The organism is Microbacterium sp. MRS-1, assembly GCF_000585455.1.
GTDB lineage: Bacteria > Actinomycetota > Actinomycetes > Actinomycetales > Microbacteriaceae > Microbacterium > Microbacterium laevaniformans.
Genome location: NZ_JAUF01000020.1, coordinates 13,583 through 27,053, shown reverse-complemented (window position 1 = coordinate 27,053; position 13,471 = coordinate 13,583). Strand labels below are relative to the sequence as shown.

The window sequence follows — 13,471 nt, the reverse complement described above, 5'->3', positions numbered from 1 at the left end:
CGCTCATAACGCCACGATAGCGGCCGATGCCGGCGCGATCGGAGGACGCGATCAGTGGTCGGCGTCGAGGTCGAACAGCTCGATCTGGCGCACACGCACCGCGCGCGCCGCTCGGACGCGCACGGCGCGCGCGGCGAGAGCGTCCGTGAAGCGGAAGGGGGTCGTCCGATCGGCGGCGAGCGGCGTCGGAGCCGTGACCTCGGCCGCGTGCCACGACGTCCCGTCGGCGGACCACTCCCACTCCAGCGCGTCGTCGCCCACCGCGTCCACGGCGGTCAGGGTGGCGTCCGTCACGGACGTGATCTCGGGGAACAGCCACCCCACCCAGGCCCCCGGCCGCAGGCGCACGCCGCGGTCGCCGCCCGCAGCGCCGTCGTCGACGAGTCGGCGGGCGTGGCGCACGCCGGGCGCGTGGACGATGCGACCCGACCCGCCCGTCAGATCGGGGTGCCACGGGCGCACGGGGGTCGGCTCGTCGGCGCCCAGGCTCTCGGCGGGGTCGTCGCCGAACTCGAGCTCCAGGTCGACGTCGGCGCCGAGCGCATCCACCTCCAGCACGGCACGTGTGAGCGGCGCACCGTTGACCCGGGCGGCACGCAGCACATGGGCGTCCGCGTGCGGTCGCCGCGAGCGGATGCGCAGACGCGACCCGTCGCTGCGCGCGACGGTCACGTCGTCGAGCAGCGGCGAGCCGATGACGAGCTCGCCGGAACCCAGCTCGAGCGGATACAGTCCGATCGCCGCCCACAGCCACCACGCGCTCATCTCGCCGTTGTCCTCGTCACCGGGAAAGCCCTGGCCGATGTGGCCGCCCGCGAACAGGCGTCGTGCCAACCGATGTGCTGTCGCGCCGGCGAGCCAGGGCTGATCGGTCCCGGTGTACATGTACGGGATGTGATGCGCCGGCTGATTGGAGATGGCGCACATGCCGCTGCGCAGCGCCCGCGCCTCGCGCTGCTCGTGGATGACCTGACGGTAGGCGCCGGCGAACGCGGCATCCGCGGTCTCGGGCTCGGCGAACAGGCGATCGAGGTGGATGCGCAGGCCCTGTCGGCCGTCGTAGAGGGCGGCCAGGCCGGCGCGGTCGTGCACCGCGCTCACCGACATCCCCCAGGCGTTCGTCTCGACGTAGTCGCCGCCCCAGACGCGCGGATCGAAGCGTCCGCCCGCCGTCCGGCCGTCGGCGTCGCGTCCGCGGAAGAAGCCGACGACAGGATCGAACAGCTGCCGGTAGGCGAGGGCGCGGTTTCCCAGCCAGCGCGACAGCGCCTCATCGCGCGCGGCGTCGTCGCCCGATGACGCCGCCGACAGTCGGTCTGCCAGCCGCGCCAGCGCGGCGTCGCTGACGGCGTTCTCGATGCTCCAGCTCATGCCCTCGTGGATGGCCCGGGGGATGAAACCCAGGAAGCGTCCCCGCTCGATGCCCTTGCGTCCGCGGCGTGCGTCGGGTGCGCGCTCGGCGGCATTGCGCCATCCCGACGACAGGGCGGTGCGCGGGTCGTCGAGCAGTCCCCACCTTTCGCCGTCGGCGAGGATCTGGTCGCTGGAGGTGCCCACCATCGCGTCCACGTATCCGGGCGCCGTCCACCGCGGCATCCAGCCGTGACGTCGCTGCGGCTCCAGCATCCCGTCCAGCAGCTCCCGGGACCGCACCGGGTCGACCAGGCTCATCATCGGCCACGCGGTGCGGTAGGTGTCCCAGTACCCGTTGTTGACGGGGAGGCGCCCGGCCGCGATCGGCGCTCCGGTGCGCGTGTCGGTGTGCGCCCCGGCGGGGGTGAACGGATCGGCGTACGCCCACCGGGGACTCTCGGCGGATCCGACGTTCTCCTCCGCCGCGTTCGGGTAGAGGTGCAGGCGGTACAGCGCCGAGGCGAGCTGCGCACGGAGGTCGGTGTCGGCGAGGCCGCGGAAGGGGCGCTCGGATGCCGTGAGCTGCGGGATCTGCACGCTGTCGAGCACCGCGTCCCAGGCGCCGCGGGTACGATCGCGGATCTCGTCGAACGTCATCTCTTCCGGTGCCTCCAGGGCGAGCGCGCGCTGTGCCTGCTCGAGGGAGATGAAGGAGATCGCGATGCGCAGCTCGAGAGCGCCCGTGCCGGCGACGAAGCCCGCGCGTTCGCCTCGCCCGTCGTCGTCGAGGCGGCCCGAGCGGGCCGCATCACCTCGCACGACACCCGCGAAGAACGTCCGTGGCCCGTTGCCCCACCACGGGTCGGCCTCGCCCACCCAGCCCCGCACGCTGTCGCCCTGCGCGATGACGGTGCCGTGGGCTCCCGGCTGGTCGATGATGAAGCCGACCTCCGCGTCGGAGTCGTCGCCCTCGACGCGGAAGAGGCCCACGTGGTCGGTCGCCGTCGCCTCGATGCGCAGGCCGCCGTCGAGCATCGCCGACCAGACATGCGGGTGGGCGCGCTCGCTGCCCGGGGCGATCCAACGCCGCCGCGCGGTCGGCGCCGAGACCGGGATGCCGTCGAAAGGCATGACCTGCAGCACGCCGCGGTCGCCGATCCACGGACTCGGCTGATGCGAGAACTGCACGGCCTCGAGGCGGCGACCCCGCTCGTCGTCGTGGACGAAGGGGCGGTACGGCCAGCGCTGGTCGCGGGCGTCGGTCGCCGGGGTGAGGAAGGTGAACCCGTGGGGCACCGCGACCGCGGGCACCGTGTTGCCGCGCGAGAACCGGTCGCCGGCGTGCGAGCCCCGCCGGGTGTCCACGCGTTCGGCGGGTGAGGGGGTGGATGCCGACAGCTCCTCGACACGCAGCTCGACGAAACCGGTCACCTCGTCGGGGGTGCCGGCGTCGGTCGCGAGCGCGCTCGTTCCCAGGACGATCTCGACCTCCGCGGTCCGCCCTGCGAAGGGGGCGAGACTCACGGTGTCGGCGTTCCACTGCTCGGGCATGCTCCACGCCGCCGCGAACTGGCTGTCCGCGTCGAGGCGAAAGCCGTAGCGGTCGCGCACGCGCGTGTCGTCGCTGAGATGTTCCGCGCCGACGCGGGCGTCGACCGTCACCGCGAGCGGCGCCCATGGTGCGTGCACCGCGGCATCCCCGTCGGCGTAGAACGCCCAGTGCAGCACCGTGTCGGCGGTGCAGACGACCGCGTCGAGCCCGGGCACCGCGACGCGCTGTGCACCCTCGCCCGGCCGGAAGCCGAAACGGAACACGGGGCCTCCGAGGACGCCTGCGTGCGGGCGCGACGAGGGCGGATCGGCGGGGCCGTCCGCCGGCTCCAGGAAGATCATGCGGGGTCGATCCGCAGCACCGGACCCGCTTCGCCGGCGACCACGTCGTCGACGACCCGGAGTGATCGGGCGAGTTCGTCGACGGCGGGGATCACCGTGCCGAAGCGCTCCCGATCGCCCCCGGTCGCCGTCACGGTGATCAGATGCGTCCCGGTGTCCCAGGTGTAGGTGGCGAACGGCGGCGGCGTCGCGGTGCCGCTCCGGGCCGGCGGAGTCGGCATGACCAGCCGTTCTCCCGTGCCCAGATACGTGCCGCGGAAGTCCTCGGTGTCGTCGTACTCCATCGGCATCATGGCGCGCGCGGTCCGCAACTGCGGCGTGAGCTGCTGGATCTGCGCCATGACGACGACCAGCTCGGGGTCGGACCTCCACACCCAGACCAGGACGCGTCCGGCGGCCTTGCGCATGAGCGCGGGCGCCGCCTGGCTCATCGCCCAGGCGGCGAACGCGCCGCCCGGGCGCGCCTCGGCGCCCAGTACGCCGTTGGCCTGACCCAGCAGCATCCGGATCGCCTTCTTGCGGGCGCGACGTCCCCGCAGTCCGAACGAGTCGGTGATGGGAACCCAGCGCGTCGGGTCGGCATCGGCGGTCAGTCGGGCCATGACACCACGTTACGCGGGACGGGTCCTTCCCGGCGGCAACAGGGCCCTCGGGTAGACTTCCCTGGGTGGCTCCGTGATCCGCGGTCTTGCCGCCGCCGCACAGATAGGCCTCGCACCCCGTGACCGACTCCGCGACACCCGACGACCCGCATCCCGCGCCTCGGCCGCTCACGATCGTCATCGCTGCCGACACGTTCAGCCCCGACGTCAACGGCGCTGCCCGCTTCGCCGAGCGCCTCGCGGCCGGACTCGCCGCTCGTGGGCACGACGTGCACGTCATGACGCCGAGCGTGAAGCACTCTGTGCACGGCACCTTCCACGAGATCATCGAGGGCCAGCGGCTCACCGTGCACCGTCCACCCGGGTGGCGCTGGCCTCCGCACGACTGGCTGCGCTTCGTGTTGCCGTGGATGGCCAAGCACTACTCGCGCAGACTTCTCGACGAGGTGGCCGCCGACGTGGTCCACAGCCAGTCGCACATCGTCCTCGGGCGTGCGCTCACCCGCATCGCGCGCCAGCGCGGCATCCCCGTGATCGCCACCAACCACGTCATGGCCGAGAACATCCTCGACTTCACCACCCTGCCGCCCCTGCTGGACAAGGTGGTCGTCAAGCTCGCGTGGGACGACGCGAAACGCACGTTCGACATGTCGCGCGCGGTCACCACGCCGACGCGCAAGGCCGCGGAGTTCCTCGAGAGCACGATCGACATCACGGGCGTCATCCCGATCAGCTGCGGCATCGACAAGCGCAACTACACGCCGAACCTGACCCCGCGGCCCCACAACCGCGTGCTGTTCGTCGGTCGGCTGACCACCGAGAAGCACGTCGAGGTCACGCTCGCGGCGATCGCGAAGCTCGCGCCGGAACTGCCCGACATCGCATTCGACATCGTCGGGGGCGGCGACCAGCGCCGCGCGCTGGAGCAGACTGCGCAGCGCCTCGGCATCCAGGATCGGGTCACGTTCTACGGGCGCGTCGAGGAAGACGAGCTGCGCGCTGCGTACACGCGCGCCGACGTCTTCGCGATCGCCTCGATCGCCGAGCTGCAGTCCATCGCCACCATGGAGGCGATGGCCTCGGGGCTGCCGGTCGTCGGTGCGAACGCCGTGGCTCTGCCGCACCTCGTCCACGACGGGGAGAACGGGTACCTGTTCGCGCCGGGCGACGTCGACGACCTCGCCGACAAGCTGCGCCGCGTGCTGACGGCCCCGCCGGAGGAGTACCTGCGCATGCAGCAGGCGTCGCTCGACGGGGTGGAGATCCACGACATCGAGAAGACCCTCGACACGTTCGAGAAGCTCTACCGCGGCGAGCCCCTCGACGGCTGACATGCGCCTGCTGTTCGATGCGCGGTACATCCGCACCGACTTCCATGACGGCATCAGCCGGTACTCGGCCGAGCTCGCCGCGGCCGTCGCCGGTGGCGCGGCCGCGCGGGGTGTGGAGGTCGTGTTCCTGATCCACGACGAGGCGCAGCGGGCTCTCCTGCCGGAGGGTGCACGTGCGCTGCGGATTCACGCCCCCACCGCGGTGCGCGAGCCGTTCACGGCGCTCCTGCTGAACCGGTATCGTCCAGACGCCCTGTTCTCACCGATGCAGACGATCGGGGTGCTCGGCCGTCGCTTCGGTGTGATCCTCACCCTCCACGACACGATCTACTACCGGCATCGCACGCCGCCGCGGAATCTTCCCTGGTACGTCCGCGTCGGCTGGCGGCTGTTCCATCTCTCATACGTTCCGCAGCGCCTCACGCTCAACGCCGCCGATCTGGTCGCGACCGTCAGCGAGACGAGCGCGGCCGAGTTCGCCCGCGTGCGCCTGACGAAGCGGGCCGTCATCGTCGTCCCGAACGCGCCGCAGCGCCTCGGCGACCTGCTGCCGGCGGGCGTCCGGGTTGAGCCCGGCGCCGACAACCTCGTCTACATGGGCTCGTTCATGGGGTACAAGAACGTCGAGACCCTCATCCGCGCCATGGCGGAGCTTCCCGGACGTACGCTCCATCTGCTGTCGCGCATCTCGCCCGACCGTCGCGCTGAGCTCGAGCGTCTCGTCGATGGCCGCGGGGGTGCGGTGCGCTTCCACAACGGTGTGACGGATGCCGAGTACGCCGGGCTTCTGGCCGAGCGGGCCGTGCTGGTCTCGGCATCCCTCGACGAGGGCTACGGGCTTCCGGTCGCCGAGGCTCTCGCGCTGGGCGTTCCCGCTGTCGTCACCGACATGCCGATCTTCCGAGAGGTCGCCGGCGACGGTGCGCTGTACGCGCCGGGCACGGATGCCGCGGCTTTCGCCGCCGCGGTGCGTGCGATCGACGATCCCGAGCGCCGTGACGCGCTCATCGCCGCCGGATCGGCGCACATCGCGCGCTTCTCGTGGCAGCGATCGGCCGACGTGCTGCTGGATGCGCTCGACCGGCTGCCGCGACGGCGCTGACACCCCGGCGGCGGCGTTTCGACTCGCTGCGCTCGCTCAACGACCGGAGCGAGTGCCGCCCCCGGTCGTCGAGCGAGGCGCACGGCGCCCGCCGGGTAAACGGCGTCCTCACGGCAGGCGCGACCGGTCGGTCCGCACCGGCCGGTAGTCGTCGGTGATGAGGGCGCGAACGGTCGCGCCGACCGATACGACGATGACGAGTGTGAGAACGAGGAAGAAGATGAGCATGGCAGAAAAGCTATGCCCGTAGCCGAAGAGTCATGAGTGGCAGAACTGCTCAAAGGAGTAGGATTCCTGCCATGAAGACCATCGCCTGCGTCGTCCAGCCCGGTTTCGCTCCCTTCGAGTTCGGTCTGGCCTGCGAGGCGTTCGGGCTCGATCGGTCGGACGACGGCATCCCGAACTTCGACTTCCGCGTCGTCGCGCCCGACCCGGGCGCGGTGCCGAGCAACCTGCGCTTCTCGATCAACGTCGACGACGATCTGTCGTTCGCCGACGAGGCCGATCTCGTCGTCATCACCCCGATCCCGCGCGACCAGTGGGCACACGTGGACGAACGCGTGTCCGCCGTGGTCCGCCGCGCCGTCGAGCGAGGCGCCTGGGTGCTCACGGTCTGCAGCGGCTCGTTCGTGGTGGCGGCTGCCGGGGTGCTGGATGGACGGCGTGCGACGACCCATTGGCGCTACGCCGACACGATGGCCGAGATGTATCCGCGCATCGACGTCGACCCCAACGTTCTGTACGTCCAGGACGGGCGCATCATCACCAGCGCCGGCACGGCAGCAGGGCTGGACGCATGCCTTCACCTGCTGCGCCTCGAGCTCGGCGCCGAGATGACCAACACGATCGCGCGCCGCATGGTCGTCCCTCCCCAGCGCGACGGCGGCCAGGCGCAGTTCATCGCGAAGCCGCTGCCCGAATCCACCTCGCTCTCGCTCACACCGGTCACCGAGTGGATGCTGGAGAACCTCACCCTCGATCTGTCGGTTGACCAGCTCGCCGCCCGCGCGCACATGTCGCCGCGCACCTTCGCCCGCCGATTCAAAGCCGACTACGGCACGACGCCCGCGGCCTGGCTGGGACGCCAGCGCATCATCCACGCGCAGCGTCTGCTCGAGCAGACCGATCTGGGCCTGGATGCCATCGCGTCGGCGTGCGGGTTCGGCTCGGCGGCCGTCCTGCGGCAGAACTTCGCGCGCACCCTGGGGCTCACGCCCACCGCCTACCGCGCGCGCTTCACGTGCACGACGCCGCCCGCGCAGCTGGAGGCGATGGCCTCCTGACCGCGCGCGTCAGGCCAGGCGGATCGTGCGGGCCAGCTCGTCGACCACCGGGTCGAGAGCCTCGGCGAGGGGAAGGTCGGAGCTGGCGGTCATCACGACGATGTCGCGCTCGACGGTTCGCCACACCCAGTTGGTCGCCCGGACGATCGTGTCGGCCTCGGTGCGCACCCACCGGGTGGATTTGATTCCCGCTCCGAGATGCTCCGAATCGAACGGCACCACCTCGGGCTCGCGGGCGGCCGGTGCCTGCCTCTCGTGTGTGAGGTCGACCAGCGCGACATCGTCGCGATGCGGCATGTCGTAAACGTCGACGATCGCGTGCGGCGCGGTGATGTTCGGCAGATGCACGAAGCGGATCGTTCCCGATCGGTTGCTGCGCACCGCGCCGACCAGGTACGCCCGCAGCCAGTCGACCAGCTCTGCGGGTGCGGCCGTGCGGCCTTCGCCGCCGAAGGCGCGTGCGACGGCATCCGCCCACTGCTCCTCGTCGCCGAACGACTCCCAGGGGAAGAGGTTCGGCACGTAGACCCAGCGGTCCAAGTCGTAGTCCATGTCGATGGCCATGAGGTTCCTCTCAGTCCCAGCGAAGCGTCTGCAGCAGCAGATCGCCGAGCTCCGCGAGGGCGTCGACGATCGGTGCGAGTTCGGGGTCGACCGTGCCGCTGATCGTACAGATCGCGACCAGCTGCCGATCGCTATCGGCAATCGGCCATCGGAAGCGCACTCTCATCAACGGTGCCATCTCGTCGGCTCTTGTCGGCACGGCGAACCTCTCGGTTGCTCGAACGGCCTCGCCTGCGGATGTCGTCACGGTCTCGCTGATCTCGGATGCCGAGGGCTCCGGGTCGTCGCCTGTGGGTGCCGGGCCGGTGCTGATCGCGATCGCCAGCGATACCGGCGCGCGCCACGGCACGCCCATCGGCACGATGAGGTCGAGTACGCCGGCCTCGCGGGCGCTGCGTGCGGAGGCGACGAGCTGAGCGGCGGTCCGGTCGATCTGCGGGCCGTAGCTGTCGCGCGGCAGGTCCCGATAATGCCGACGGACGAGGTCGGCGATGTCGTCGTCTGTGGAGTGGGCGACGGGGATGAGCAGGAAGCCCGGCGGCAGCACGAGCCGGTAGCGCGGGGGCGCGATCTCGTTCATGGTGTCCCTCACTGTCGCGGCGGACGGCGCCGCGCCCGGTTGCGATTCCAGTCCCACGGGCGGCGCGGGGCGCGACGCACGATCTCCTTCGGCGGCACCACCGTACCGTCCTCGTCGATGTACTCCCGCCACGTTCGCGGCACCAGGCGCATTCCGCTCAGCAGCATGCGTGCGACGGTGATGATGATCAGGAAGAACTGGATGAACACGAGGTTGTCGACCCCGAAGAAGTTGAGTCGGCCCTGGTGGGCTTCCGCCGCCGCGGCGGCCGCGGCGATGTAGAGCGTCGTGCTGAAGGTCAGCACGAGCACCGTCAGAAGTGTGCTCCGCGTCGTTGCCCGCAGGCCCCGCAGCGGCAGCGGCAGCGAACCTAGTGTCAGCGCCACGAGCAGCAGCGTCATCGGGTATGCCGCCCACCACGGCGGCATGAAGGCGGGAAAGCTGTCGGGCACGTTGCCAGTGTTCGCGAACGAGCCGGTCACGGGCTGTCCTACCAGTAAGCCGATCGTCGGGAGCGCACCGAAGATGATCCAGAGGATGGTGGCGAGGAACAGGCCGTCGCCGAAGCGGGCCTCCCACGCGACCCGACGTGGGAGATTCACTTGAGCGAGGGCAGGCTCCACGCTGCCCCCATCGGCGCCTCGAACAGCCCCGGAACGAATCCGTACGCCTCGTTGAGGCCGCTGGTGAGGGTGCCCAGCGGCGTCTGGACTCCCCTCTGGTCCTGAACCCAGTCCACCAGCTGGTCGCTGCGGTTGATCCCGATTCCGACCATGTTGTAGGCGTCGAGCGACGAGCCGATCTTGCCCATCGTGCCGACGACGCCTTTCAGGCTGTCGACACTGCTCGTCACGAGGTTGTCGATGGCGCCCCCGGCGCCCAGCCGTGCCTGCGACGCGATCTGGTCGAACTCCGAGATGATGATGCTGTCCGATTCGCGGATGGCCTTCATCGCGTCGTCGCCCCAGTGCGTGACCACCTGCGCGAAGTTCGGCCGCGCAGACAGCACGCTCGCGCTCTCCTCGGCCACCATCCGCATCGGCTGACGGACCGAGCCGACCAGGCCCCGATCGAGCAGATTGCCGATGACCTGGCGAGCGCCGTTGCCCCAGACCATCCCCGGGCTGCGCACCGCCAGCGTGGCCGCACGGCCGCCGCGCAGGGCGACCGTGCCGAGCTTGATGCCGGCAAGTGCGGCGCTGCCGACACCGAAGGTCAACACGCCGATGGCATCCAGCGCGAAGTCGAACCATGACCCGTCGCCCGACGAGGCCAAGAGGAAGCTGAGACCCATCGACAGGACGGCGAGCCCCAGCGCGATGGGTGCGAGTACGGGGAAGAAGATCGACAGCACGCCGACGATGGCGGTGACGACCGTCAGGATGTCCTTGACGACCTTCAGCCACTCCGCGTTCTGGTTCACCCAGTCCAGGACGTTGTCCCACCACGAATCGTTGAGCTCATCGCTGGACACCGTCTGCGAGATCGTGGATGCCGCGGCGTCGCCGGCCCGCTGCACGCGCTCGAGCGCGGCGTCGTACGCGGCCTGAGCGTGGGAGAGGTCCGTCGCGGCCGTCGTGCTCATCGAGGAGTAGCGCCGCGCGGCATCCGTCGCCTCGGCGAGCTCGCCCGGGTCGACGGTCTGCTGGGTCGCGTCGCGGGCCTCCGAGAGATGGCGCTGCGCGTAGCTGTGCCGACGCTGCGCGTCGTCATGCGCCGCGATGGCGGAGGCCGCCTGTTGCTGCGCCTGCTCGAGCTCGTTCGCGAAGGTGCTCAGCGCGGAGCCCGCGACCTCGTAGCGCTCGCGGATGCGTGCGAGGTAGGTCTTCGTGTCGCCGATCGTGCCGGCCAGGGCGTCGACGGCGTCGCTCGTCTCCTGCTGCGACGCGTCGATGACCGCCTGCAGCATCTCCACCGCCTCCGACACTGCGCGGGCCGTGGAAGTGTACCGCGAGGCGTGTCCGCGAATGCCGGCGACGTCGCCGCCGATGGGTGTCATGCTCATCCGTTGCTCCCCTCCGTGAGCTTGTCGGCCAGCTGGCTGTCGACGCCTTCGAACGCATCGGCGGCGCCGTCGGCGCGCTTCTGGAGCTGGTCCACGCGATCGGTGAGGTCTTTGCGGCGCCGGTCCCATCCTGACGTGAACTCGTCGACGGCGGACGCGAGTCCGGGGTGCGGGATCATCCCCGACAGGTCGCGCGCGTCGCCGTCTGCGGCAGTGAGGGTGCCGTGGACGGTCGCGAGCTGGTTCGCGAGGTTTCGGAGGTTCTCCGTATTGACGACGAGATCGGCCACGCCGTCACTCTAGGTGAGCCCCGGAATCGTCGCGATGGGGAGGACTGCCCATCGCCGCACCGCTTGCCGCGCGCATCACGTTTTGATAAAGTTGAGTCCAGAGGGCTCAAGTTTGAGCCTCGAAGATTTCAAGGAGAAGCGATGAACGCACAACCGCAGCCCGGTCAGGAGGAGCAGCAGAGCGCCCTCGAACAGTTCGGCATCAACCTGACCGACCGTGCGCGCCAAGGCAAGCTCGACCCCGTGATCGGCCGCGACAGCGAGATCCGACGTGTCAGCCAGGTGCTCACGCGCCGCACGAAGAACAACCCCGTCCTCATCGGCGAGCCCGGCGTCGGCAAGACCGCCGTCGTAGAAGGCCTCGCCCAGCGCATCGTCGCGGGCGACGTCGCCGAGTCGCTGAAGGACAAGGAGCTCGTCTCCCTCGACATCTCCGCGCTCGTCGCCGGTGCGATGTACCGCGGACAGTTCGAGGAGCGCCTCAAGAGCGTCCTCAAGGAGATCACCGAGTCCGAGGGGCGCATCATCACCTTCATCGACGAGCTGCACGTGCTCATGGGTGCGGGAGGCGGCGAGGGGTCGGTCGCGGCATCCAACATGCTCAAGCCGATGCTCGCGCGTGGCGAGCTTCGCTTGATCGGTGCCACGACGCTCGACGAGTACCGCGAGTTCATCGAGAAGGATGCCGCGCTTGAGCGCCGGTTCCAGCAGGTCTATGTCGGCGAGCCGAGCGTGGAGGATACCGTCGCGATCCTCCGCGGCCTCAAGGAACGCTACGAGGCGCACCACAAGGTCGCGATCGCCGACGGGGCGCTGGTGGCCGCGGCATCCCTGTCGAACCGCTACATCCCGAGCCGCCAGCTGCCCGACAAGGCGATCGACCTGATCGACGAGGCCGCGTCGCGCCTGCGCATGGAGATCGACTCCGCACCTCTCGAGATCGACGAGCTGCGCCGCCACGTCGACCGCCTCAAGCTCGAAGAGCTGGCCCTCAAGCGCGAGAAGGATGCCGCGTCGAAGGAGCGGCTGGCGACGCTTCGCGAGACCCTCAAGGTCGAGCAGGCGCGCCTCGACGAGCTGCAGGCGCGATGGGAGCGTGAGCGCGCTTCGCTGAACGCGGTCGGCGACCTCAAGACGCGCCTCGACCAGGCGCGCGTCGAGGCGGAGCGCGCCCAGCGCGAGGGCAATCTCGAGAAGGCTTCGCGGCTGTACTACGCCGAGATTCCGGCGCTGGAGCGACAGGTCGCGCAGGCCGAGAACGCGGAGGCCGCCGAGGGCGGCGAGCGGATGGTGGGTGACCAGGTGACGGATGCCGATATCGCCGCCGTCATCGCTGCGTGGACCGGCATCCCCGTCGGACGCCTGCTGCAGGGCGAGAGCGAGAAGCTCGTGCACCTCGAGGCCGAGCTCGGCAAGCGGCTGATCGGCCAGAAGGACGCCGTGAAGGCGGTGGCCGATGCGGTGCGCCGCTCGCGCGCCGGCATCAGCGACCCGAACCGGCCGACGGGCTCGTTCCTCTTCCTCGGACCCACGGGTGTCGGCAAGACCGAACTGGCCAAGGCGCTCGCCGAGTTCTTCTTCGACGACGAGCGTGCGATGGTGCGCATCGACATGAGCGAGTACGGCGAGAAGCACGCCGTCGCGCGGCTGGTCGGCGCCCCTCCGGGATACATCGGCTACGAGCAGGGCGGACAGCTCACCGAGGCCGTTCGCCGCCGGCCCTACTCGGTCGTGCTGCTCGACGAGGTGGAGAAGGCGCACCCGGAGGTGTTCGACATCCTCCTGCAGGTGCTCGACGACGGCCGGCTCACCGACGGTCAGGGGCGCACGGTCGACTTCACCAACACGATCCTGATCCTGACGTCGAACCTCGGCTCGCCGATCCTCATCGACCCGACGCTCACGCTCGCGCAGAAGCGTGAGCAGGTCATGGCGCTCGTGCGCACGGCGTTCCGCCCCGAGTTCCTCAACCGGCTCGATGACATCGTGATGTTCCATGCGCTCAGCCAGGACGACCTGGCTCAGATTGTTGAGCTGTCGGTCGATGCTCTGCAGCGACGGCTGCGCGATCGTCGGCTCACGCTGGCGGTCACCCCCGACGCGCGGGCGTGGCTCGCCGAACGCGGGTACGACCCGATCTTCGGGGCCCGTCCGCTGCGTCGCCTCATCCAGTCCGAGATCCAGGACCGGCTCGCGATGGCGCTGCTCTCGGGCGGTGTCCGAGACGGCGACCTCGTGCGCGTCGACGTCGCCGCCGACGGCTCGAGTCTCGTGCTCACCAGCGCAGGAGCGGCACCCGACGAGAGCGGGGATGCCGCGGCATCCGACGATGACGACGTGATCGAGGCCGAACTGCTCGACGACTGACAACTCGCGAAAAACCACTCCGGATGCGAAAAACCACTCCTGCACGTGTTTCTCGTGCGGGGAGTGGTTTTTCGTGCGGGGAGTGGTTTCTCGCGGGGCGG

11 protein-coding genes are annotated in these 13,471 nt (G+C 70.1%); 4 read left to right on the top strand and 7 right to left on the bottom strand.

Annotated features, from left to right (window positions below):
* Positions 1-51: 51 nt before the first annotated feature.
* Both AS96_RS05645 and AS96_RS05640 read right to left on the bottom strand, forming a co-directional pair.
* Positions 52-3,246, bottom strand: a complete 3,195-nt coding sequence (locus AS96_RS05645; RefSeq protein WP_036286628.1) for a glycoside hydrolase domain-containing protein — start codon at positions 3,244-3,246, stop codon at positions 52-54.
* The gene (locus AS96_RS05640; protein ID WP_036286626.1) at positions 3,243-3,848 is read right to left on the bottom strand and encodes a hypothetical protein; all 606 of its coding nucleotides are present in this window, start codon (positions 3,846-3,848) and stop codon (positions 3,243-3,245) included. Before AS96_RS05640 ends, AS96_RS05645 begins: the two co-directional genes overlap by 4 nt.
* A gap of 119 nt (positions 3,849-3,967) precedes the next feature.
* Here AS96_RS05640 and AS96_RS05635 point away from each other — a divergent pair, with 119 nt between their 5' ends.
* The 3 genes from AS96_RS05635 (at position 3,968) to AS96_RS05625 (ending at position 7,564) form a co-directional block, all read left to right on the top strand.
* Positions 3,968-5,179: a glycosyltransferase gene (locus AS96_RS05635; protein ID WP_036286624.1), complete on the top strand. Its 1,212-nt coding sequence runs from the start codon at positions 3,968-3,970 to the stop codon at positions 5,177-5,179.
* 1 nt (position 5,180) lies between these two features.
* Positions 5,181-6,281, top strand: a complete 1,101-nt coding sequence (locus AS96_RS05630) for a glycosyltransferase (protein ID WP_036286613.1) — start codon at positions 5,181-5,183, stop codon at positions 6,279-6,281.
* 299 nt (positions 6,282-6,580) lie between these two features.
* The gene (locus tag AS96_RS05625; RefSeq protein WP_036286609.1) at positions 6,581-7,564 is read left to right on the top strand and encodes a GlxA family transcriptional regulator; all 984 of its coding nucleotides are present in this window, start codon (positions 6,581-6,583) and stop codon (positions 7,562-7,564) included.
* 9 nt (positions 7,565-7,573) lie between these two features.
* Here AS96_RS05625 and AS96_RS05620 read toward each other — a convergent pair whose 3' ends face one another.
* From AS96_RS05620 to AS96_RS05600, 5 genes are read right to left on the bottom strand one after another with little or no spacing between them, the layout of a single operon-like run.
* A complete protein-coding gene (locus AS96_RS05620; protein WP_036286607.1) occupies positions 7,574-8,128 on the bottom strand; it encodes a hypothetical protein in 555 nt (184 codons plus the stop codon).
* A 10-nt stretch (positions 8,129-8,138) separates the two neighbouring features.
* Positions 8,139-8,708 carry a hypothetical protein gene (locus AS96_RS05615; protein WP_036286605.1) on the bottom strand — a complete coding sequence of 190 codons (570 nt, stop codon included), beginning with the start codon at positions 8,706-8,708 and terminating at the stop codon, positions 8,139-8,141.
* Between the two features lie 8 nt (positions 8,709-8,716).
* Positions 8,717-9,310, bottom strand: coding sequence for a hypothetical protein (locus AS96_RS05610; protein WP_036286602.1), 594 nt, complete (start codon positions 9,308-9,310; stop codon positions 8,717-8,719).
* Positions 9,307-10,713: a hypothetical protein gene (locus AS96_RS05605; RefSeq protein ID WP_036286600.1), complete on the bottom strand. Its 1,407-nt coding sequence runs from the start codon at positions 10,711-10,713 to the stop codon at positions 9,307-9,309. Before AS96_RS05605 ends, AS96_RS05610 begins: the two co-directional genes overlap by 4 nt.
* On the bottom strand, positions 10,710-11,003 hold the full coding sequence (locus tag AS96_RS05600) for a hypothetical protein (RefSeq protein ID WP_036286598.1): 294 nt from the start codon (positions 11,001-11,003) through the stop codon (positions 10,710-10,712). The genes AS96_RS05605 and AS96_RS05600 overlap by 4 nt, the downstream gene beginning before the upstream one ends.
* A 141-nt stretch (positions 11,004-11,144) precedes the next feature.
* On the opposite strand from AS96_RS05600, the gene AS96_RS05595 reads away from it, so the two are divergent.
* Positions 11,145-13,370 carry an ATP-dependent Clp protease ATP-binding subunit gene (locus tag AS96_RS05595; RefSeq protein ID WP_081767978.1) on the top strand — a complete coding sequence of 742 codons (2,226 nt, stop codon included), beginning with the start codon at positions 11,145-11,147 and terminating at the stop codon, positions 13,368-13,370.
* Positions 13,371-13,471 lie beyond the last annotated feature (101 nt).

What these genes read in the sequence shown, in the direction of transcription:
- AS96_RS05645 (WP_036286628.1), bottom strand. Translation starts at nt 3,246, where the DNA reads ATGATCTTCCTGGAGCCGGCGGACGGCCCCGCCGATCCGCCCTCGTCG.
- AS96_RS05640 (WP_036286626.1), bottom strand. Translation starts at nt 3,848, where the DNA reads ATGGCCCGACTGACCGCCGATGCCGACCCGACGCGCTGGGTTCCCATC.
- AS96_RS05630 (WP_036286613.1), top strand. Translation starts at nt 5,181, where the DNA reads ATGCGCCTGCTGTTCGATGCGCGGTACATCCGCACCGACTTCCATGAC.
- AS96_RS05625 (WP_036286609.1), top strand. Translation starts at nt 6,581, where the DNA reads ATGAAGACCATCGCCTGCGTCGTCCAGCCCGGTTTCGCTCCCTTCGAG.
- AS96_RS05620 (WP_036286607.1), bottom strand. Translation starts at nt 8,128, where the DNA reads ATGGCCATCGACATGGACTACGACTTGGACCGCTGGGTCTACGTGCCG.
- AS96_RS05615 (WP_036286605.1), bottom strand. Translation starts at nt 8,708, where the DNA reads ATGAACGAGATCGCGCCCCCGCGCTACCGGCTCGTGCTGCCGCCGGGC.
- AS96_RS05605 (WP_036286600.1), bottom strand. Translation starts at nt 10,713, where the DNA reads ATGAGCATGACACCCATCGGCGGCGACGTCGCCGGCATTCGCGGACAC.
- AS96_RS05595 (WP_081767978.1), top strand. Translation starts at nt 11,145, where the DNA reads ATGAACGCACAACCGCAGCCCGGTCAGGAGGAGCAGCAGAGCGCCCTC.